This window comes from Edwardsiella anguillarum ET080813, from assembly GCF_000264765.2.
GTDB classification, from domain to species: domain Bacteria; phylum Pseudomonadota; class Gammaproteobacteria; order Enterobacterales; family Enterobacteriaceae; genus Edwardsiella; species Edwardsiella anguillarum.
The window spans coordinates 38,120-59,950 of record NZ_CP006664.1; the positions used below are offsets into that span (position 1 = coordinate 38,120).

The window sequence follows — 21,831 nt, forward strand, 5'->3', positions numbered from 1 at the left end:
TCTCGGCATCATTTGCGTGGACGCTGCACAGACTTTCCGCTAGGGTGAAACAGTAGATCCGGCGAACGGCCGGTAACCCGATTCGGGAGTGAAAGAATCTATACATGCGTATCTTAGTCGTCGAAGACAACAATCTGCTGCGCCATCACCTGTCGGTACAGATGCGCGAGCTGGGCCACCAGGTCGATGCCGCAGAAAACGCCAAAGAGGCGGACTTTTTTGTCCGTGAACAGAGCCCTGATATCGCGATCGTCGACCTCGGCCTGCCGGGGGAAGACGGCATGAGCATGATCCGCCGCTGGCGCAGCGAGCAGATCACCCTGCCCATTCTGGTGCTCACCGCCCGTGAAAGCTGGCAGGAAAAGGTCGCGGTGCTGGAGGCGGGCGCCGATGACTATGTCACCAAACCCTTCCACTTGGAGGAGGTGCTGGCGCGCATGCAGGCCCTGATGCGCCGCAACAGCGGTCTGGCCTCGCAGATCATTAGCATGCCCCCTTTCCAGGCGGATCTCTCGCGCCGCGAGCTGCGGGTCAACGAGACGCTGATCAAGCTCACCGCTTTCGAGTACACCATCATGGAGACCCTGATCCGCAACAGCGGCAAGGTGGTCAGCAAAGATGCCCTGATGCTGCAGCTCTATCCCGACGCCGAACTGCGCGAAAGCCATACCATCGACGTACTGATGGGGCGCCTGCGTAAAAAGCTGCAGAATGAATACCCAGGCGATGTCATCACCACCGTACGCGGTCAGGGCTACCGCTTCGACGTGCCGGCATGATGTTGCAGCGCTGGCGGGCATGGAAGACCCGCCCCTTCTCGCTGCGCACCCGCTTTATGCTGGCCACTGCCGCGATGGTGTTCCTGCTCTCGCTGGCCTATGGCCTGGTGGCGGTGGTTGGCTACGCCGTCAGCTTTGACAAAACCACCTATCGCCTGCTGCGCGGCGAGAGCAACCTGTTTTTTAGCCTGGCCCACTGGCAAGATGGGCGCCTAACCATCACCCCGCCGCCCAATATGGCGCTGAATACCCCGACGCTGGTGATGATTTACGACCGCGAAGGACGTCTGCTCTGGTCCCAGCGCCAGGTGCCGGCGCTGGAAAAACGCATTGAGCGCAGCTGGCTGGAGAAGCCGGGCTTTTATGAAATCGACAGCAACAAGCATTTCAGTAGCACCGTGCTCGGCGACAACCCGCAGATGCAGGATCAGCTGAAGGACTACGACGACGACAGCGCCGACGCCATGACCCACTCCGTCGCCGTCAGCCAGTATGCCGCCACCGAGCACCTGCCGGCGCTGACCATCGTGGTGGTCGATACCATTCCCCAAGAGCTGCAAAACTCCGACATGGTCTGGGGCTGGTTCAGCTATGTGTTGATCGCCAACGTGCTGCTGGTGATCCCCCTGCTGTGGCTCGCCGCCTACTGGAGCCTGCAGCCGATCAAGGCCCTGGCCACCCAGGTGCGCGAGCTGGAGAAGGGACAGCGCGATAGCCTCAGCGAAAACCCGCCCCATGAGCTGCGCGGGCTGGTGCGCAACCTGAACATCCTGCTGAGCAACGAGCGCCAGCGCTATACCCGCTACCGCACCACCCTCGCCGATCTGACCCACAGCCTGAAGACCCCGCTGGCGGTGCTACAAAGTACCCTGCGCTCCCTGCGCAACGGCAAGGCGCTGAACGTCGAACAGGCAGAACCGATCATGCTGGAGCAGATCAGCCGTATCTCCCAGCAGATCGGCTACTACCTGCACCGCGCCAGCGCCCATTCGGAGCACAGCGTGCTCAACCGCGAGGTGCACTCGGTATCGGCGATCCTCGACGCCCTGACCTCGGCGTTGAACAAGGTCTATCAGCGCAAGGGGGTGGATATCTCGCTGGATATCCCGCCGGAGCTCACCTTTATCGGCGAAAAGAACGATCTGATGGAGGTGATGGGGAACCTGCTGGATAACGCCTGCAAATACTGCCTGGAGTTTGTGGAGGTCAGCGCCTGCCTGCACGGCGACGGTCTGATGCTGTGGGTCGACGACGACGGCCCCGGCATTCCGCGCGACAAACGCGAGCTGGTGTTCGCCCGCGGCCAGCGCGCCGACACCCTACGCCCCGGCCAGGGGCTAGGGCTGGCCCTGGTGGACGAGCTGGTCAATCAGTACGACGGCAGCATCACCGTCGGCGACAGCCCGCTGGGCGGCGCGCGCATCTGCGTACGCTTTGGCCAGCAGCACCCGGATTGCGATTAAATCGGCCACCGGCCGCACAATATTCCCCTTAGCCCGGCGGATCGCCCCGCGTCATCCGTTATACTAGGCTGTGTCCCGCCGCGCGATGTGACCCCGGAGTCCTGCCGCGGCGGAGCACCTGCGACCTCTGTGCCCACCACCATCACAGGACACTCACCATGGATTATCAGCTCGATCTCGACTGGCAGGACTTTCTGCAAAACTATTGGCAAAAACGCCCGCTGGTTATCCGGCATGGTTTCAAAAACTTCATCGATCCGCTCTCACCGGATGAGCTGGCCGGGCTGGCGATGGAGCAAGAGGTGGATAGCCGCCTGGTCTGCCGCGACGATGGGCAGTGGCAGGTGTCCCACGGCCCGTTTACCAGCTACGATCACCTGGGCGAGACCAACTGGTCGCTGCTGGTGCAGGCCGTCGACCACTGGCATACGCCGGCGGCGGCGCTGATGCGGCCGTTTCGGCGCCTGCCGGACTGGCGCCTTGACGATCTGATGATCTCCTTCTCGGTCCCCGGCGGCGGCGTCGGCCCCCATATCGACCAGTATGATGTCTTTATCATCCAGGGCAGCGGGCGGCGGCGCTGGCGCGTCGGCGAGAAAGGGCAGCGCCGGCAGCACTGCCCGCACCCGGATCTGCTGCAGGTCGATCCCTTTGACGCCATCATCGACGTCGAGCTGTCCCCGGGCGATATTCTGTATATTCCACCCCACTTCCCCCATGAGGGCTATGCGCTGGAGAACGCCCTGAACTACTCGGTGGGATTCCGGGCGCCCAACGCCCGTGAGCTGATCAGCGGCTTTGCCGACCACATGCTGGCCCACGATCTCGGCGGCAACCACTATGCCGATCCGCGGCTGGCGCAGCGCGACAATCCGGCGGAGATCCTGCCGCAGGAGCTGGAGGCTCTGCGCGCCATGATGGTGGCCCAGCTCAACGACGGCGACAGCTTCCAGCGCTGGTTCGGCGAGTTCATCAGCCAGTCTCGCCACGAACTGGACATCGCTCCGCCGGAACCGCCCTACCAGGCCGGCGAGGTCTATGAGCTGCTGCAGGCCGGCGAGATGCTGGAGCGTCTGGGGGGGATTCGGGTACTGCGTATCGCGGAACGCTGCTACATCAACGGGGAGCCCCTCGACTGCGAAAACGCCGCCGCGCTCGATACGCTGGCGCGCCATACCTGCCTGAACGCCGCCGCGCTGGGCAGTGCGCTGGACGATCCCGCCTTCCTAACCGCCCTGACCGGGCTTATCAACAGCGGGTACTGGTTCTTTCAGGACTGAACGCGCGCGTAAGTCACGCAGTAAACGGGGCGGCCGTCGGCCGCCCCTGACGTCAGCGCAGCGCGGCGGGCGCGGACATTACTGCCCGTCGGAGGGAAAACCGCAGCGGATCAGCAGCTGTTGCAGATACTGCGGCACCACCTGGCTGGCCGGGCCGTAGTGTCGCTCATCGAACTCGCTCTCCACCTGGCTCGGCTCCAGATTCAGCTCCACCGTATGAGCGCCGCACAGGCGCGCCTCATGGACAAACCCGGCGGCGGGATAGACGTGGCCCGAGGTGCCGATGGCGATAAACTCATCGGCCTGCTGCAGCGCCTGGTAGATCTCATCCATCCCGATCGGCATCTCGCCGAACCACACCACGTGCGGACGCAGCGGCGCCGGGATCTGGCAGCAGTGACAGCGGTCGTCCACGCTCAGATCGCCCAGCCACTTCACCACCTGCCCCGACTGGGTACAGCGCACCTTGAGCAGCTCGCCGTGCATATGGATCACCCGCTGGCTCCCGGCGCGTTCGTGCAGGTTATCGATATTCTGGGTGACCAGCAAAAAACGGTCGCCCAGCGCCTGCTCCAGACGAGCCAGCGCCAGATGCGCCGCGTTGGGCTGGATCGCCGGCTGCTGTAGCTGGCGGCGGCGATCGTTATAGAACGCCTGCACCAGCGCAGGATCGCGCTGATACCCCTCCGGCGTGGCCACATCCTCCACCCGGTGCTCCTCCCACAGGCCATCGGCCGCGCGGAAGGTCCGGATCCCGGACTCCGCCGATACGCCGGCCCCCGTCAGTACCACGATGAAAGGCAGCTTCATGGTCTCCCCCCTATCGGCCTCCGCGACGTGTCCCCAGACGATATCCTGATAATAGACCAGAGAGCGCAGACGCTGGTGGCGTAGCCGTTTGTTTTTCCTGATGCGACAAATACGATGACGCGTTTTCATTATGATGGCTCCTTATCCGCGCATGCCGCCGTACGGGCCATACAGCGGGTGTCGCTCAGATGTAAAAAAGCGGCGCCGCGCGTGCCGCCGTCGTCCCCATAGCGGGCCGCAATGATCGGCGGCACCCGGGCGACGCGCAGCAGGTAACGCGAAATTCGCGTTTCCAGCAGGGCAAACAGCTCGCTAAAGTTAGACAATCCGCCGCCGATCACCACCAGATGGGGATCGAGGACGGTGAACAGATTGGCCAGACAGATGGCCAGCACCTCAGCGAAGCGCGCGACGTGGTCCTGCGCCCGGGCGTCGCCTTCCCGGTAGCGGACCACGATCTGCGGCGCCGTCAGCGCCTCGCCGTAGACATGGTGGTACAGCCAGGCAAATCCGCGCCCCGAGATGTAATTCTCCATACAGCCGCGCTGACCGCAGCCGCAGGCCAGGCGCGGCGTATCGGCGCCCAGTAGATCGAGCGCATCCAGCGGTAGGCGCAGATGGCCAAACTCGCCGGCGACGCCGTTGGCGCCGCGGTACACCCGCCCATCGATCGCCAGACCGCCGCCGACGCCGGTGCCCAAAATGATCCCCAGCACGCTGGGGTAGGGCTGCGCCGCGCTGTCCCACGCCTCGGACAGGGTAAAACAGTTGGCATCGTTCTCTACCCGCACCTCGCGGCCAACCCGCGCCGCCAGATCCCGGGCCAGCGGGCGATCCATCGCCGCCGGCACATTAGCGCAAAACAGGGTGCCGTCCGGACGCTGCAGGCCGGGAATGCCGATCCCGATGTGGCCGCATGTGCCGCAGCGGCGATCGGCCTCGTGGATCAGCGTCTCCAGCGCCGTCAGCAGCGCGGCGTAATCCTCGCGCGGCGTCGTCACGCGCCGGTAGCCGACCCGATTCAGACTCTCATCATACACTCCCAGCGCCAGCTTACTGCCGCCGAGATCGAAACCGTAGTACATCGGCGCCTCCGTCACTGACCGCCGCTCAGCACCCGCGCAGGGTCGATGCGACTGGCGCGCCGCGCCGGATACCAGCTGGCCAGCAGACTCAGCACGATGGCCGTCAGCAGCACCGCCAGCACGTCGCTCCACTGCAGCTGGCTGGGCAGAAAGTCGATGGGATAGATATCGCCCGAGAGCAGGCGATGTCCCAGCAGGCGCTCAATGAGGCGGCCAATCAGCGTCAGCTTCAGCGACGCCACGACGCCGATAGCCACCCCGCACAGGCTGCCCACCAGCCCGGAGAGCAGTCCATACCAGATAAAGATGGCGCGGATCAGCCCATCCCGGGCGCCCAGCGTACGCAGCACGGCAATATCGCCGCTCTTGTCCTTCACCGCCATCACCAGGGTCGAGACGATATTGAAACAGGCGACGCCGATCACCAGCACCATGGCCAGATACATGATTACGCGGATCATTTGAATATCACGGAACATATAGCCGTAGGTGCCTTTCCAGCTGCGGATGTAAACGTAGTCGTTGGTCACCTCCCCCGCCGCACGCACCACTTTATCGGCCTGGAACGGATCGGCGACCCTGATGGCTATCCCGGTCACGCTGTCGCCCAGATCCTGATACTGCTGGGCATCGGCCAGGGGAACCAGCGCCAGGGTATGGTCCAGCATGCCGCTCAGTTGCAGAATGCCCCCCACCTGCAGTCGAATACGCTTGGGCTGCAGCAGCTTCATCTGCGGATCGCTGTTGGGCACCATTACCGTCACCCAGTCTCCGCGCCGGACACCCAGCGCATCGGCGACCCCCTTGCCCAGGATCACCTGCTGTCCGCCGGCGTGAAAGTCCGCCCAGGCGTTATCCAGAACATAGCGCGGCAGGGAGCTGACCCGGCTCTCCTGGGCGGGATCCACCCCGCGCACCTGTACCGCGCGCAGCTGGCTGCCGTGCTCCATCAGCCCGGTAAAGTTAACGTAGGGCGCCGCGCCGACCACGTCCTTCACCCGATCGACGCGCGCCAGCACCGACGGCCAGTCGTTAAAGGGCTGCTCCACCGGGTAGATCTCGCCGTGCGGCACCACCGACAGGATGCGCTGATCCAGCTCGCGCTCAAACCCGTTCATCGCGCTGAGGCCGACGATCAGCACCGCCACCCCAAGCGCAATACCGACCGTGGAAATCACCGAGATCAGCGACACCATGCCGCCCCTGCGCCGCCCGCGGCTGAAGCGGCGCGCGATGTGTAATGCGAGCGCCAGATCCATCAGCGAGTCTCCATCAGCGTCAGCTCCTGGGTCAGCTGACCGTCACGCATTTCCAGCTGGCGGCGCAGACGGCCCGCCAGGGCCAGATCGTGCGTCACCACTAAAAAGGCCGTCCCCTGACGCACGTTCAGCTCGCCCAGCAGATCAAAGATGGTATCGGCGGTGCGCATATCCAGGTTGCCGGTCGGCTCATCGGCCAGCACCAGCGACGGGTTATGCACCAGCGCCCTCGCAATGGCGACGCGCTGCCGCTCACCGCCCGACAGCTCCGATGGTCGATGGTGGGCGCGGTGCGCTAGCCCGACGGCCTTCAGCATCGCCAGCGCCTGCGGCTGCGCCTGCTTAGGCTTCATTCCGCCGATCAGCAGCGGCATCATCACGTTCTCCAGCGCATTAAAGTCCGGCAGCAGATGGTGAAACTGATAAATGAATCCCAGCTCACGGTTGCGCAGCGCCGCCTTGGCCGACGCCGACATGGCGTTGAGCGAACTCCCCTTGAAGATCACCTCACCGCTAGTCGGGGTATCCAGCCCTCCCAGCAGGTGCAGCAGGGTACTCTTGCCGGAGCCGGAGCTGCCGACGATCGCCATCATTTCTCCCGGATGGATATCAAACGAGACCTGACGCAGGACGTCGGTGCTCAGTTTGCCCTCCTGGTAGCTTTTGCTCAGCCCCTTGCACTGCAGCAGTGCGGGGGCCCGGGATGAAGGGTTATTCATAACGTAGTGCCTCGGCAGGATGAACGGCGGCGGCGCGCCATGAAGGATAAATCGTTGATAGCAGGGAGAGCAACATGGCCACTAGCGCGATGGTCACCACCTGGCCGGCGTGAATATCGACCGGCAGCGTGCCGCCGCCGAGCATATCGCCCAGCCCCGGCAGCAGGGTATTCAGCTGGCTGGCCAGCAGGGCCCCCAGCAGGGCCCCCAGCAGCGAGCCGATGATCCCGGCGCTGGCGCCCTGCACCATAAAGATGCTCATGATCTGGCGCCGGGTCAGCCCCTGGGTCTGCAGAATGGCCACTTCGCCCTGCTTCTCCATCACCAGCAGCCCCAGCGACGTAATGATATTGAAGGCGGCCACGGCGATGATCAGGCTGAGCAGCAGCCCCATCATATTTTTCTCCATCTTCACCGCCTGGAACAGCTCACCTTTGCGAGCGCGCCAGTCCTGCCATACCAATCCGTCGGGCAGCGCATGCGCCACCAGCGCCTCGATATCCAGCGGGCGATCCATAAACAGGCGCCAGCCGCTGATGTGCCCCAGCGGGTAGCGCATCAGCCGCGAGGCATCCTGCTGGTTAACCAGCAGCTGCGTCTGATCCACCTCGCTGTCGGCGTTAAAGGTACCGATCACGGTAAAGATACGCTGGCTGGGAATCCGCCCCATCGGGGTAAACTGGCTGGCGCTCGGCACCATCAGGCGCACCCGGTCACCGACCTTGACGCCGAGTTCGGCGGCCAGCTGGCTGCCGAGGATGGCGCGGTACTGGCCCGGCTGCAGCGCGCTTTGACGGACGCCGTTCAGATAGCGGTCCAGGGGATCGGCCTCGTCGGGATTGACGCCGATCATCACGCCGACGCCCACGCTGTGCGGGCTCTGCAGCACCACATCGCCGGTGGTCAGCGGCGCCACCCGGTGTACGCCGGGCAGCCCCTGCAGCAGCGACGCCGGATAGCGGGCAGGATCCAGCTGCCCCTGCGGCGTAGTCGCCACCGCCTGCGGCATCAGGTTTAAAATGCTCTGCTCCAGATCGCGCTCAAATCCGTTCATCACCGACAGCACGGTGACCAGCGCCATCACTCCCAGCGTAATGCCGATGGTGGACAGCCAGGACACAAACCGCCCGAAGCGGTCCGAGGCGCGCCCGCGCATATAGCGCAGGCCAATAAATAGGGCGACAGGTTGATGCATGGCTCTCTTTCTTGCAATGCGCAAAGTGATTGGCAAGTATATGTCTGTGAACAGGTTATCACAATGGTCATCTCCACGCCCGCCGCCGCAGAAACCCGCGCAGCGCACGCGTGAAACCCACGCTTGTCTCCGTGCGGGTTTATAGTGATATTATCTACGCTGACATCCGTTGAGTTCCCCGTATTGGGAGACGACGTACACGAGATCCGCAAACGCCCTATGTCTGAACAATACCGTCTTACCCTGCCAGAACGTTACCCGTTGCCCGCGCGCGCGGGCGACGTCCGCCAACTGGGCCAGCTGAGCGGCTCCGCCTGCGCGCTGGAGTGCGCCGAAATCGCTGAGCGGCACGCCGGCCCCGTGATGCTGGTGGTGCCCGACATGCAGACCGCCCTGCGTCTGCGCGACGAAATTCCCCAGTTCAGCCGCCAGTGGGTCACCACCCTGGCCGACTGGGAGACGCTGCCCTACGACAGCTTCTCGCCGCACCAGGATATCATCTCCGCCCGCCTCTCCTGCCTCTACCATCTGCCAGGGATGGAGCGCGGGATCATCATACTGCCGATCAATACGCTGATGCAGCGCGTCTGCCCGCACAGCTTCCTGCACGGCCACGCGCTGGTGATGAAAAAGGGCCAGCGCCTGGCGCGCGATGTCCTGCGCGCTCAGCTGGAGCAGGCGGGCTACCGCAGCGTGGATCAGGTGATGGAGCACGGCGAGTTCGCCACCCGCGGCGCCCTGCTCGACCTGTTCCCGATGGGCAGCGACGAACCCTATCGCATCGACTTTTTCGACGATGAGATCGACAGCCTGCGCCTGTTCGACGTCGACAGCCAGCGCACCCTGAACGAGGTTGAGCGCATCGATCTGCTGCCGGCCCACGAGTTTCCCACCGATCAGACGGCCATCGAGCTGTTCCGCAGCCAGTGGCGCGAGCACTTTGAGGTGCGCCGCGACGCCGAGCACATCTACCAGCAGGTCAGTAAAAGGATCTGGCCCGCCGGGATCGAATACTGGCAGCCGCTGTTCTTTAACCAGCCGCTGCCGACGCTGTTCAGCTACCTGCCGGCGGGGACGCTGCTGCTGGGGCTGGGCGATCTGCACCAGGCCGCCGAGCGCTTCTGGCAGGACATTGAGCAACGCCGGGCCAGCCGCGGCATCGATCCGATGCGCCCGCTGCTGCCGCCGGAAAGCCTGTGGATGCGCGTGGATGAACTGTTTGCCGCCCTCAAGCAGTGGCCGCGCATTCAGCTGACCCGCGACGCGCTCGACGACCATGCCGGACACACCAACCTGCACTACCAGCCGCTGCCGACCCTGGCGGTAGAGGCGCAGAGCAAGAAGCCCCTGGCTAACCTGCAGCGCTTCCTGGCGGAGTTTAGCGGTAGCGTAGTGTTCAGCGCGGAAAGCGAAGGCCGTCGCGAAACTCTGCTGGAGCTGCTGGCGCGCATTCAGGTGGCGCCGCGGCTGATCGCCCGGCTTGAGGAGGCCGAGCCCGGCGGCCGCTACATCATGGTCGGCGCCAGCGAGCACGGCTTTATCAACGCCCCGCTGGCGCTGGCGCTAATCTGCGAAAGCGATCTGCTCGGCGAACGCGTCAGCCGCCGTCGCCAGGATAGCCGCCGCACCATCAACACCGACACGCTGATCCGCAACCTGGCAGAGCTGACGCCTGGACAGCCGGTCGTACACCTGGAACACGGCGTGGGCCGCTACGGCGGGATGACCACCCTGGAGGCGGGCGGGATCAAGGGCGAGTACCTGATCCTCAGCTACGCCGGCGACGCCAAGCTGTACGTGCCGGTCTCCTCGCTGCACCTGCTCAGCCGCTACGCCGGCGGCGCCGATGACAGCGCGCCGCTGCACCGCCTGGGCGGCGACGCCTGGAGCCGCGCCCGGCAGAAGGCCGCGGAAAAAGTGCGCGACGTGGCGGCCGAACTGCTGGATATCTATGCGATGCGCGCCGCCAAGGCGGGGTTCGCCTTCCGCCACGACCGCGAGGCCTACCAGCTGTTCTGTCAGGGCTTCCCGTTTGAAACCACCGCGGACCAGGAGATCGCCATCAACGCGGTGCTCAGCGACATGTGCCAGCCGCTGGCCATGGATCGCCTGGTGTGCGGCGACGTCGGCTTCGGGAAAACCGAAGTGGCTATGCGCGCCGCCTTCCTGGCAGTGCACAGCGGCAAGCAGGTGGCGGTGCTGGTGCCGACCACCCTGCTGGCCCAGCAGCACTACGATAACTTCCGCGACCGCTTCGCCAACTGGCCGGTGCGCATTGAGCTGATCTCCCGTTTCCGCAGCGCCAAAGAGCAGGCGCAGGTGCTGGCGGACACCGCCGATGGCAAGGTCGATATTCTGATCGGCACCCACAAGCTACTGCAGGGCGACGTACAATGGCGCGATCTGGGGCTGCTGATCGTCGACGAAGAGCACCGCTTCGGCGTGCGTCAGAAGGAGCGCATCAAGGCGATGCGCGCCGATGTGGATATTCTGACGCTCACGGCGACGCCGATCCCGCGTACCCTGAACATGGCGATGAGCGGCATGCGCGATCTCTCCATCATCGCCACCCCTCCGGCACGGCGCATGGCGGTAAAGACCTTCGTCCGCGAATATGACAGCCTGGTGGTGCGCGAGGCCATTCTGCGTGAAACCCTGCGCGGCGGTCAGGTGTACTACCTGTACAACGACGTCGACACCATCCAGAAAGCCGCCGATCGCCTGGCGACCCTGGTGCCGGAGGCGCGCATCGCTATCGGCCACGGCCAGATGCGCGAGCGCGAGCTGGAGCGGGTGATGAACGACTTCCACCACCAGCGCTTTAACGTATTGGTCTGCACCACCATTATCGAAACCGGGATCGATATTCCCAGCGCCAATACCATCATCATTGAGCGGGCAGACCACTTTGGCCTGGCGCAGCTGCACCAGCTGCGCGGGCGCGTCGGACGCTCCTACCATCAGGCCTATGCCTACCTGCTCACCCCGCCGCCCAAGGCGATGACCGTCGATGCGCAGAAGCGGCTGGAGGCGATTGCCTCGCTGGAGGATCTCGGCGCCGGCTTTGCCCTGGCGACGCACGATCTGGAGATCCGCGGCGCCGGCGAGCTGCTGGGCGACGATCAGAGCGGTCAGATGGCCAGCGTCGGCTTCTCGCTGTACATGGAGCTGCTGGAAAGCGCCGTCACGGCGCTGAAAGAGGGGCGCGAACCCTCGCTGGAGGATCTCACCAGCCAGCAGACCGAGGTGGAGCTACGTATGCCTACCCTGCTGCCGGAGGAGATGATCCCCGACGTCGGCACCCGTCTCTCCTTCTACAAGCGTATCGCCAGCGCCGGCGACGGGGATACCCTCGCCGACCTGCGCGCGGAGCTGATCGATCGCTTCGGGACGCTGCCCGATGCGGCGCGTAACCTGCTGCAGTGCGCCGCGCTGCGCCAGCAGGCCGCGGCGCTGGGGATCCGTCGGATCGAGGGGCACGATAAGGGGGGATTCATCGAGTTCAGCGAAAAGAACCACGTTGATCCGCTGTATCTGATCGGCCTACTGCAGCAGCAGCCGGGGGTCTTCCGGCTGGACGGCCCCAGCAAGCTGAAGTTCATCTGCGATCTCAGCGAACGTCAGGCGCGCCTCGCCTTCGTCGAGCGTCTGCTGGCCGACTTCGCCGAACATCGGATCTAGCGGCGGCGCGCCCGCCCAGGAGAGCGGCGCCGGCCTCTGGCCGCGTCGCGTCTCTTTCCCTCAGGCCCGGCGATCGCCCTGCCCGATGATCAGCTGGCCGTTGCCGTCCAACGGGATCTGCTGGCCAGGATCGCTCTCCATACGCACCCGGCCGCGCCGATCGCCGATGCGGTAGGTCACATCGTAGCCCAGCAGGCGACGGGATTTATCATACTCCGTGGTGCAGCGCTGCTCACGGGTGGTATAGGTGTCATTCTGCTGCATCGTCCCCTGGATCTGATTCCCGGCATAGCCGCCGCCCAGCGCGCCCAGCACGGTCGCCACATCGCGCCCCCGGCCGCCGCCGACCTGATGGCCCAGCACCCCGCCGGCCACGGCGCCCAGCAGCGAGCCCGCCAGGCGGTTTTCGTCCTGCACCGCCCTGCGGTGGGTCACCGCCACGTCGCGGCACACCCTGCGCGGCGTCTTGATGGTGTCATGGATCGGCACCGCCGACAGCACCTGCGCATACTGCGGCGGCGCATCGAACACCTTCAGCCCGGCCACAGCGGCCACGCTCAGCGCCGCCGCCACCCCAATACCGATACCGGCCAGCATGGATTTATTCATCCCGATCTTCTCCCTTAATGGCCCGCCGTGCGCGGAAGTGGGCACGGACGCGACCGGTGATTTCGCAATAATCGCCGCCAGTGTGCGCAGCCTGCGCCCGGGCAACAATCGGAATAAGGGAGAAAATCACCGCGCGGCGGCGGCATGGAGCAGATTCAGGACAATTCTGATGCCGGGCGATGGCGGCCGCGGCGACGCAGCTTCAGCTCGCTGATCAGCACCCCCGCCACGATCAGCGCCGCACCCAGCAGCGCCACCCCCGGCAGACGCTCGCCGGCGATACGCCCCACCACCCCGGCCCACACCGGCTCACCGGCGTAGATCACCGTGGCCCGGGTCGGCGAAACGCTGCGCTGCGCCCAGTTCATGGTCACCTGAATGATCCCGCTGGCCACCCCCAATCCCAGCGCGCTGAGCAGCAGGTAGCTTGAACAGGGCGGCACCGATTCGCCGTTTGGCACCATCAGCGTAAAGCCGAGCAGCGAGGCCGTCGCCAGCTGGATCACCGTGACCCGCCGCACGTCCACCCGTCCGGCGCAGCCGCTGATCAGGATGATCTCCGCCGCAATGGCCAAGGTGCTGAGCAGCGTCGCCGTCTCTCCGGCCCCCGGCGTCAGCGCGCCATCCTGCGGCCCGGCCAGCAGCAGCAGCCCCACAAACGCCAGTCCGATGCCCAGCCACGCCATCAGGCGCGGTCGGCGCCCCAGAAACAGCCACTGCAGCAGCGGCACCAGCGGCACATACAGCGCGGTCATAAAGGCGGACTTACTACTGCTGATGGTCTGCAGCCCATAGGTTTGCAGGCCGTAGCCGGCGGCGATCGCCGCCCCGATGCAGATCCCCCACAGCAGCTCCCGGCAGGTAAAGCCGCGCAGATGGCGCCAGGAGATCAGCCCCAGCACCAGCGTGGCGGCGGCAAAGCGTAGGCCGACAAAGAAAAACGGACCGCTCACCGTCATGGCGCGGTGCACGATCAGAAAGGTGCCACCCCACAGCATGGTGATGAAGATCAGGATCAGCTCCTGCGGCGTCAGGGAAAAACGGACGGCGGATAGACGAGGCATTCTGGACAACCACTGCGATATTCATGGGCTGTCCAGTGTGCGCGCCGCGCCGGGCAGGGTCAAGAGGAGGAAAAGCGACGGGCCCCGCGGCGGCACCCGTCGTCACGCCAGGCGATCAGTGCAGCTTCAGATGCGGACGGATCACCCGGTTGATGCTATCGACCAGCATCATCAGACCGGTCTTCATATACCCGTGCAGCGCAATCTGGTGCATGCGGTACAGCGAGACATACATGATGCGCGCGATGCGCCCTTCGATCATCATGGAGCCCCGCGTCAGATTCCCCATCAGGCTGCCTACGGTGCTGAACTCCGACAGGGAGACCAGCGACCCGCGATCGTGATAGAGATAATCCTTCAGCGGCGCCGCCTTCAGCAGCGCCCGAATATTGGCAGCGCACAGCATCGCCATCTGGTGGGCCGCCTGACCGCGCGGCGGCACATTGCGCCCGTCCGGCTGCGCGCAGGCGGCGCAGTCGCCGATGGCGAAGATATGGCTATCCAGGGTGGTCTGCAGCGTCGGCTTCACCACCAACTGGTTGATTCGGTTGGTCTCCAGGCCGCCGATATCGCGCAGGAAGTCAGGCGCCTTGATCCCTGCCGCCCACACCATCAGATCGGCCGGGATAAACTCGCCCTCTTTGGTCTGCAGGCCGTTGGCCTCGGCGCGGGTCACCATGGTGTTGGTCAGGACTCGTACCCCCAGATTGGTCAGCTCCTGGTGGGCCGCGCCGGAGATACGCGGCGGCAACGCCGGCAAAATGCGCTCGCCCGCCTCCACCAGCGTCACGTTCAGCGCGGCGCTGCTCAGATTCTCATAGCCGTAGCTCTGCAGCTGCTTCACCGCGTTGTGCAGCTCTGCGGACAGTTCGACGCCGGTGGCCCCGCCGCCGACGATGGCGATATTCACCTGCTCGTCCGTTTTTCCCGCCGCCGAGTACTTCAGGAACAGGTTAAGCATTTCGTTATGGAAACGGTGTGCCTGCTGCGGGCTGTCCAGGAAGATGCAGTTCTGACTCACGCCCGGCGTGCCGAAATCGTTTGAGGTGCTGCCCAGGGCCATCACCAGAATGTCGTAGTCCAGCTGACGCTCGGCGACCAGCAGCGTATCCTGCTCATCGCGGATCTCCGCCAGCGTGACCCGGCGGGACTGACGGTCGAGCGCCGTCATGCTGCCCAGTTGAAAGGTGAAGTGGTGGTTGCGCGCATGGGCCAGATAGCTCAGCGCATCGACGCCGTCGTCCAGCGATCCCGTCGCCACTTCATGCAGCAGCGGCTTCCACAGGTGGCTGTGGTTGCGATCGATAAGCACGATCTCCGCCTTCCCCTTGCGCCCCAGCGAATGCCCCAGGCTGGTTGCCAGTTCGAGTCCGCCGGCACCACCGCCAACAATCACGATTTTTTTCTTTGCTGCGCTCAAAGCTTTCTCCCTTGGTAAAAAATGCAAACCATTCGTTAACCAAAGATGACTTCCGCATGACCCAGAGTGGCGGCTTGGCTGACGAAGGTTACTGTCGTTCGTTCACGGTGGCCACGATATCACAAAGGGTAATTTGGTCATACCAAAATTGATTCAAATCAAATAAAGTGGAGATTGTTCGCCTATTTTTTGTGCGCTAGCGCCGATTTTTTGACCTTGGGCAGCATAAGCGCAACAGACGCCTTACACTCCACGGCCCCTCGCCAGCGCGCGCCTCTGTGGCGCGAACGCCCCGCGGCGTATTCATCCCGCCGGGCAGCGGTGTTATCATGGCGAAAAACGACGGCACGGAAACACACCGGCATCCGCCGTCTGCCCGCACAGGACACTATGAACGCCAGACAACAACGCATTCTGCAATTGGTCAACGACCAGCGTCGCATCAGCGTCGCCGACCTGGCCCGCACCTGCCAGGTTTCCGAGGTCACCATCCGTCAGGATCTGACGCAGCTAGAAAAACGCAGCTACCTCCGGCGGGTGCACGGCTTTGCCGTCGCCCTGGAGAGCGAGGACGTCGATGCCCGCATGATGATTAACTTCACCCTGAAGCAGCAGCTGGCCGCCTATGCGGCGTCCCTGGTCAGCGACGGGGAGACCATCTTCATCGAAAGCGGCAGCACCAACGCCCTGCTGGCGCGCTACCTAGCCGAGCGCAAACAGGTCACGCTGGTCACCGTCAGCACCTATATCGCCCATCTGCTGAAGGAGACCGACTGCGATGTGATCCTGATGGGCGGTCTGCATCAGAAGCGCAGTGAAACCGTGGTCGGCCCACTGACCCGGCAGTGCATCCAGCAAGTCTACTTCAGTAAGGCCTTCATCGGCATCGACGGCTTTCATCCCGAGGCCGGCTTTACCGGGCGCGACATGATGCGCGCCGACGTGGTCAACGCCGTGCTGGCCAAGGGCGTTGAGAACATCATCCTGACCGACGCGTCAAAGTTCGGCCAGATCCACCCCAACCCGCTGCAACCCCTCGGTGCCATCAGCCGGGTGATCACCGACTACCGCCTAAGCGACGCGCAGCGTGGCTCACTGGAGGTGCTAGGCATCGCGGTCGATAAAGTCTCTGAAAACGGTATCCGCTGAACCTGCCGCGCAGAAAAATCCCCGACGCCCCTTGCAACCCTGGGGCAATAGCTGTATATATTTACAGTAAATTACTCATAGGGAGTTACCCATGCGCATCGAACTGACGTTGGACAAGCGCAACCCTCTGCCTCCGGGTGCGCTTGACGCCTTTCACCAGGAGTTTTCCCGCCGCATCCAGCGCCGCTACCCCGACTGCGCCGTACAGGTGCGCCAGGCCGGCGCCAACGGACTGAGCGTACTGGGCGGCATCAAGAGCGATCGGGAGATCGTCGAAACCATCCTGCAGGAGACCTGGGAAAGCGCCGACGACTGGTTCTCTCCCGACTACCCCGAGTAGCGACGCCGCCCAGCGTGCAGAAAAAATAGGCCGAGCGGGCCAGAGATGCATATACTGAAAAAGCGCATGGTATGCGTTTATTGATCCTGGTGAGTAACTCATGTCAGTCACTACGCTTAAGGGGGTCTTATGAACGGCAAGGATGAAGTTATCCAGACGCATCCCGTTATCGGTTGGGATATCAGTACCGTAGACAGCTACGACGCTCTCATGATCCGCCTTCACTATCTTTCATCACAGAATCAGCCACCGGAAGATGCCCGGGTTGACCGTACCCTGTGGTTAACCACCGACGTTGCCCGGCAACTGATCACCATACTGGAAGCCGGCATTGCCAAAATCGAGTCCGGCGACTGCCTGCAGAGTGACTACATCAGACACTAGGGGCGAAGGGATTAGCACCGAGCCCCCGTCCGCGCCCGCCCCATCGCCTACGGCGCTGGCCGGCGCTCCACACCCACACCGCCGCGGCGGTGTTTCTCTTTCCCCATCCGCCGCGCGGGATAGCGGGGCGCCATGCAGCGCCCGCTATCCCGATATATACTTATCCCTATCCCGCGGCGATGCGCGGGCCACGGGGCCTGGCCCCATCTCCCGGAGGCGGATATGGATTATGATCTGGCTATCGTTGGCAGTGGCTCCGTCGGCGCGGCAGCGGGTTACTACGCGGCGCTGGCCGGTCTGCGCGTCGCGCTGTTTGACAGCCACAGCCCGCCGCACCGCCTGGGCGGTCACCACGGCGACACCCGGATTATCCGCCACGCCGACGCCGGTGGTGAGATCTATACGCCGCTGGCCCTGCGCGCCCAGCTGCTGTGGCAGGCGCTGGAGGAGATCAGCGCCCTGCCTCTGTTTCACCGCTGCGGCGTGCTCAACCTGGCGCCGCGGGATACCGCCTTTCTCCGCGAGATCCACGCCAGCGCCCACGCCCACGGGATCGCCATCCGCCCTCTGGATCGCGCCGCGCTGCGTGAACGCTGGCCGACGATTAACGCGCCGGAGAACTACGCCGCCCTGCTGGAGCCCGACGCCGGTTATCTGAAGTGCCATCTGGCTATCGCCACGCTGCTTGAAAAGGCCGCTGAACTGGGCGCTCACCCCTATTTTGACTGCCCGCTGCACGCCGTGCAGGCCGAACGCGATGGCGTGCGTCTGCTCGGCCCGCGCGGCGAATGGCGGGCGCGCCGCGTCGCCCTCTGCGCCGGCGCCTGGGTACGCGCGCTGTTGCCCACGCTGCCGCTGCAAACCCGGTGTAAACCCTTTGCCTGGTATCAGGCCGACGCACGCTTCAGCGAGCGGCGCCATTTCCCGGCCCTGCATGCGATGATGCCCCAGGGTGCCCGCTTCTACAGTTTTCCCGCCGTCGACGGCGCCCTAAAGGCCGGGCGCTACGACGGCGGCCTCGTCAGCCTCTCGCCAAGCGCCCGTTGCCCCAGCGCGCGGGACGTCAGCGAAGATATAGAAATCCACGACTACCTGCGCGCCTTTCTACCCCAGACCGGCGACTGCCTCTACGGTGATATTGCCAGCGTGGCCATGACGCCCGATGGCCACTTTATCATCGATACTCTGCCCTCTGCCCCGGCCATCAGCATCGTCAGCGGACTGGGCGCCAACGGCTTTAAGTTTGCCACCGCGCTGGGAGAGCTGGTGGTTCGCATGGCGACGGGTGCCGAGCCCGGCTATGATTTAACCCCTTTTCGCCTGAGCCGTTTTGCGCCGTGCGCGGGATAAGCAGCCTAAAGGTCGGGATAGCGACACTATCCGGATTATTTTCGATAAAAACGGAAATGGCGTCGATAATAAATTATCGATTTATATATTTTATTTTTTAAAGATAAAAATAATGTATTATCAGAGGCAATAATATATTTTTCATTGACAGCGCCGGCAATAAAACCCTAGGCTGTGCTCCTGTGTATTATCCGCCGTTTTCTCTCCGCGCCGCCACGCTTATTCCCGCCTGCGCCCGACGCAGCGGCGATAACGACAAACTCGGGCGATGCCAGCGTTAAGGATAACCGATGGAACTACTGGTTCTTGAACCCTGCCGCTATACCCGGCTGGGAATCAATCTTTTTATTAAAAATGAAAAAAATATAAATGTTAATTATATTTCAACCTTAGATGCACTCATCGACGGCGGAGTGGAGAAAAACCCAGATATTATTCTGGCCAACCTGACGCCGTATTGTAAGCACGCTCCCCGCGATCTACCACTGCAGACATTTTTCCGCTATCCGCAGCGGGCGACCTGCTTTATTTATACCCAGGCTCACTACCCCTATACTCAGCTGCCGCTCTATCTCCAGCGCGAGATTTATCTCATCAATAAAAAAATGACGCCAGCCCTGCTACGCCTGCTTTGCAGCCACGTCCCGCGCCAGACGTCGCCGGTGCCTCTGCTGACGCAGCGCTACGGCGCCTGGCCGCTGCTGACTCCGCGTGAAATTATGGTGATGCACGACTGGATGCAGCAGACGCCCAACCACCGTATCGCACAGCGCCTGCGCCTCAGCCCGCGCACCGTCTATGCCTATAAGCGCCGTCTGGTCGAAAAGATGCGGGTAAGGAACCGCATCGAACTGTGCTATCTGTATAACCTGATCCGCCATATTTACTGACGCCGCGTCCGCCCGGGCGGCCTAATGCAGGGGTCTGCGCCCCGGGTTGAGGGGGCGCGCCATTTTACCTATACTCAGGCTCCGTCTCCTGCGCCGTGAAAACCCATGTTCAATCGCCTGATTCACCGCTTCATCGATAACGTCCGTCACCACCTGCTGTTCTATCTGGCCATCTCACTGCTGCTGTTGGCCTTTGATCTCTACTATCTGTGGTGTGCCTAAGCCGCTGGGATGGGTGAGCGCCGCTGACAGCGCCGTACGATTTATGTGGACAGCCGCGCATGCCGCGTGCACATCGTCATCCACTGTGATAATAGTGGAGCCATTAGGTCATTGATCCCGTTTGGAACAGGCATGCTGTCGTTTACTTTGGACCGTAACAGCCCACTTTCGCTGCAAAAGCAAATCTACCAACAGTTTCATACCGCACTGCACGATGGCTCGCTGCAGTGCGGCGAACGCCTGCCCTCGATCCGCGAGCTGGGCAGCAAGCTGCAGGTCTCACGCAATACCATTACCGCCGTCTATGAGAAGCTGCTGCAGGAGGGGTTCATCGCCAGCCGCCCCGGCGTCGGCTATAACGTCGTGCTGGCCAGCCACATTGATCTGCCGGAGACCCCTGCGGCGCAGCAGGAGCTGGATCATCCGCCCAGCGTGCTGTGTACCCAGGCGCCGGAAACCTACGTCGATGTCAACAGCCCGCTGTTCTTCAGCCTGGGCAATCCCGATGAGTCGGCCTTTCCCTGGCAGCGCTGGCGCAGCTGGAACAACAAGGCATCGCGCAGCAAGCACCTACTGATGACCCGCTATCATCCTCCGGCCGGACTGCTGTCGCTGCGTCAGGAGCTGGTGAAATACCTGGCGAGCGCCCGCGGTATCCACACCGATCCGCAGCACATCATCGTCACCAACGGCGTGCAGGAGGGGCTGGCGCTGCTGGCCCGCACCCTGCTGACGCCGCAGGAGCACATCGCCGTCGAATCGCCGTGCTACTCCGGCGCCTGGAACCTGTTCAACAGCTTCGCCCCCCATATTCACGCCATACCGGTCGATGACGGCGGGCTGCGTACCGATCTGCTGCCTGAGCAGCAGTGCGCGCTGGCCTATGTGACCCCGTCGCACCAATATCCGGTGGGCAGCACCCTGCCGCTGACGCGCCGCCTGGCCCTGCTCGACTGGTCGCGCCGCTCCAACGCCTACGTGATCGAAGATGACTACGACACCACCTTCCTCTATGGGACGCAGCCGCTGCCGGCGCTAAAGTCGCTGGAGGATGCCAACAATGTGATCTATCTGAGCAGCTTCTCCAAAACCCTGGGGCCGGGCATGCGGCTCGGCTTTATGGTCTGCCCGGATCGGCTGGTGGAGCCGATCCTGAATCTGAAGGCGCTGTGGAACCACGGCGCCAGCTGGCTGTATCAACAGTTTCTGGCCGATTTTATGCAGGATCAGGGCTACCACCGCCACCTGCGCAAGCTGGAGCTGGAGTATGCCGCGCGGCAGAAGCTGCTGCGCGAAGGGCTTAGCGCCCTATTCCCGCGCGCGCGCCTGCTGGGCACCTCATCGGGACTGCACCTGACCCTGAAGACCGATCTCCCGGCGCAGCGGGTTAATCAGCTGCGCGAACGCTGCCTACGCGACGGCGTGCGCTTCGATACGCTGCAGAGCATGTGCAACGGTTCGGAATGCGCCTATATGGAGCACAACGGCGCGCCGCTGATGCTGTTTGGGTTTAGCGCCCTATCTGAAGTGAAGATCCGGCGGGCGCTGGCGATCATCGCCAACGCCGCCAAAGAGCTGGGGCTGGCCTAAACGCAGCGCTAGGCGTGGGGCGGCTCATCGGCCGGCAGCTGCAGGCGGAAATCCTGCTGCAGAGCGCCGGGCGCGGCGCTGTTCAGCAGCTGCTGATAAATATCGCCGGCCACGGCGCAGCGCTGGCGATCCGGATCGCTGGCCATCGCCATTCCCAGCGCGTTGCCCGCCATCTCGTTATACAGCAGATCCGTCAGGCGATTCTTCTCCCCCAGCGAGGTCACCGTGCGCAGCGCGTCTACCGTGGCGCTATACAGCGGTGACAGGCTGTTTTGCTGATTGCAGCGCCGGTAGACCTCATGATAAAACGCCAGCTGCAGCGCCTGTGCATAGCGCAGGCTGGCGGCGGGAACCTTAATCTGCGCCTGCGCCGCGCCGGACGGCGGCGTGGGCGCGGCGGCGTGGGCGGCGATGACGGGCTGCGGCGCATCGATCGCCACGGAGGTATCGGGCTCCGCGGCCGCGCTGCCGACGAACAGTGCCATCAGGCTGACACCCAGCCATAGAACGGCTTTACTCATTATGCTTTCCCCTAAAAACGG

20 protein-coding genes are annotated in these 21,831 nt (G+C 63.6%); 11 read left to right on the forward strand and 9 right to left on the reverse strand.

The window, feature by feature from the left end; all coding sequences use genetic code 11:
- Positions 1-104 precede the first annotated feature (104 nt).
- The 3 genes from phoP to ETEE_RS00225 all read left to right on the forward strand — a co-directional run bounded on the left by phoP (position 105) and on the right by ETEE_RS00225 (position 3,522).
- Entirely contained in the window at positions 105-779 is a 675-nt protein-coding gene (gene phoP / locus ETEE_RS00215; protein ID WP_034165474.1) for a two-component system response regulator PhoP, read from the forward strand.
- On the forward strand, positions 776-2,242 hold the full coding sequence (gene phoQ, locus ETEE_RS00220) for a two-component system sensor histidine kinase PhoQ (RefSeq protein ID WP_034165476.1): 1,467 nt from the start codon (positions 776-778) through the stop codon (positions 2,240-2,242). Before phoP ends, phoQ begins: the two co-directional genes overlap by 4 nt.
- A gap of 158 nt (positions 2,243-2,400) precedes the next feature.
- Positions 2,401-3,522 carry a ribosomal protein uL16 3-hydroxylase gene (locus tag ETEE_RS00225; RefSeq protein WP_034165477.1) on the forward strand — a complete coding sequence of 374 codons (1,122 nt, stop codon included), beginning with the start codon at positions 2,401-2,403 and terminating at the stop codon, positions 3,520-3,522.
- Between the two features lie 78 nt (positions 3,523-3,600).
- Here ETEE_RS00225 and cobB read toward each other — a convergent pair whose 3' ends face one another.
- Genes cobB through lolC form a run of 5 tightly spaced genes read right to left on the reverse strand, consistent with a single transcriptional unit; the run spans position 3,601 to position 8,590 of the window.
- Positions 3,601-4,461 (reverse strand): Sir2 family NAD+-dependent deacetylase, encoded by an 861-nt coding sequence (cobB, locus tag ETEE_RS00230; RefSeq protein ID WP_034165478.1) that lies wholly within the window; start codon positions 4,459-4,461, stop codon positions 3,601-3,603.
- Positions 4,461-5,417, reverse strand: coding sequence for an N-acetylglucosamine kinase (nagK, locus tag ETEE_RS00235; RefSeq protein WP_034165480.1), 957 nt, complete (start codon positions 5,415-5,417; stop codon positions 4,461-4,463). Before nagK ends, cobB begins: the two co-directional genes overlap by 1 nt.
- 11 nt (positions 5,418-5,428) lie before the next feature.
- Positions 5,429-6,676 (reverse strand): lipoprotein-releasing ABC transporter permease subunit LolE, encoded by a 1,248-nt coding sequence (gene lolE, locus ETEE_RS00240; RefSeq protein ID WP_034165481.1) that lies wholly within the window; start codon positions 6,674-6,676, stop codon positions 5,429-5,431.
- The gene (lolD, locus tag ETEE_RS00245; protein WP_034165483.1) at positions 6,676-7,395 is read right to left on the reverse strand and encodes a lipoprotein-releasing ABC transporter ATP-binding protein LolD; all 720 of its coding nucleotides are present in this window, start codon (positions 7,393-7,395) and stop codon (positions 6,676-6,678) included. Before lolD ends, lolE begins: the two co-directional genes overlap by 1 nt.
- A complete protein-coding gene (gene lolC / locus ETEE_RS00250; protein WP_034165484.1) occupies positions 7,388-8,590 on the reverse strand; it encodes a lipoprotein-releasing ABC transporter permease subunit LolC in 1,203 nt (400 codons plus the stop codon). Before lolC ends, lolD begins: the two co-directional genes overlap by 8 nt.
- 219 nt (positions 8,591-8,809) lie before the next feature.
- Between lolC and mfd the strand changes: the two genes are divergently transcribed.
- Positions 8,810-12,271: a transcription-repair coupling factor gene (mfd, locus tag ETEE_RS00255; RefSeq protein WP_034165485.1), complete on the forward strand. Its 3,462-nt coding sequence runs from the start codon at positions 8,810-8,812 to the stop codon at positions 12,269-12,271.
- Between the two features lie 60 nt (positions 12,272-12,331).
- Here mfd and ETEE_RS00260 read toward each other — a convergent pair whose 3' ends face one another.
- From ETEE_RS00260 to ETEE_RS00270, 3 genes are all read right to left on the reverse strand, one after another.
- Positions 12,332-12,880: a glycine zipper 2TM domain-containing protein gene (locus tag ETEE_RS00260; RefSeq protein ID WP_049648794.1), complete on the reverse strand. Its 549-nt coding sequence runs from the start codon at positions 12,878-12,880 to the stop codon at positions 12,332-12,334.
- Between the two features lie 155 nt (positions 12,881-13,035).
- Positions 13,036-13,944, reverse strand: coding sequence for a DMT family transporter (locus tag ETEE_RS00265; RefSeq protein ID WP_034165486.1), 909 nt, complete (start codon positions 13,942-13,944; stop codon positions 13,036-13,038).
- Between the two features lie 115 nt (positions 13,945-14,059).
- Positions 14,060-15,364: an NAD(P)/FAD-dependent oxidoreductase gene (locus tag ETEE_RS00270; RefSeq protein WP_034165487.1), complete on the reverse strand. Its 1,305-nt coding sequence runs from the start codon at positions 15,362-15,364 to the stop codon at positions 14,060-14,062.
- A 390-nt stretch (positions 15,365-15,754) separates the two neighbouring features.
- Here ETEE_RS00270 and ETEE_RS00275 point away from each other — a divergent pair, with 390 nt between their 5' ends.
- The 7 genes from ETEE_RS00275 to pdxR all read left to right on the forward strand — a co-directional run bounded on the left by ETEE_RS00275 (position 15,755) and on the right by pdxR (position 21,289).
- Positions 15,755-16,513, forward strand: coding sequence for a DeoR/GlpR family DNA-binding transcription regulator (locus tag ETEE_RS00275; protein ID WP_034165488.1), 759 nt, complete (start codon positions 15,755-15,757; stop codon positions 16,511-16,513).
- Positions 16,514-16,604: 91 nt separating this feature from the next.
- Positions 16,605-16,853: a DNA damage-inducible protein I gene (dinI, locus tag ETEE_RS00280; protein ID WP_034165490.1), complete on the forward strand. Its 249-nt coding sequence runs from the start codon at positions 16,605-16,607 to the stop codon at positions 16,851-16,853.
- 129 nt (positions 16,854-16,982) lie between these two features.
- On the forward strand, positions 16,983-17,237 hold the full coding sequence (gene bssS / locus ETEE_RS00285) for a biofilm formation regulator BssS (RefSeq protein ID WP_012848908.1): 255 nt from the start codon (positions 16,983-16,985) through the stop codon (positions 17,235-17,237).
- A gap of 222 nt (positions 17,238-17,459) precedes the next feature.
- Positions 17,460-18,587, forward strand: a complete 1,128-nt coding sequence (gene solA, locus ETEE_RS00290) for an N-methyl-L-tryptophan oxidase (protein WP_034165491.1) — start codon at positions 17,460-17,462, stop codon at positions 18,585-18,587.
- 290 nt (positions 18,588-18,877) lie between these two features.
- Positions 18,878-19,477: a helix-turn-helix domain-containing protein gene (locus ETEE_RS00295; RefSeq protein ID WP_034165492.1), complete on the forward strand. Its 600-nt coding sequence runs from the start codon at positions 18,878-18,880 to the stop codon at positions 19,475-19,477.
- Between the two features lie 105 nt (positions 19,478-19,582).
- A complete protein-coding gene (locus ETEE_RS19580) occupies positions 19,583-19,699 on the forward strand; it encodes a YceO family protein (RefSeq protein WP_071844155.1) in 117 nt (38 codons plus the stop codon).
- 132 nt (positions 19,700-19,831) lie between these two features.
- Positions 19,832-21,289, forward strand: a complete 1,458-nt coding sequence (pdxR, locus tag ETEE_RS00300) for a MocR-like pyridoxine biosynthesis transcription factor PdxR (protein WP_034165493.1) — start codon at positions 19,832-19,834, stop codon at positions 21,287-21,289.
- Between the two features lie 8 nt (positions 21,290-21,297).
- Here the strand turns inward: pdxR and ETEE_RS00305 are convergent, their stop codons facing one another.
- The gene (locus tag ETEE_RS00305; RefSeq protein WP_034165495.1) at positions 21,298-21,810 is read right to left on the reverse strand and encodes a hypothetical protein; all 513 of its coding nucleotides are present in this window, start codon (positions 21,808-21,810) and stop codon (positions 21,298-21,300) included.
- Positions 21,811-21,831 lie beyond the last annotated feature (21 nt).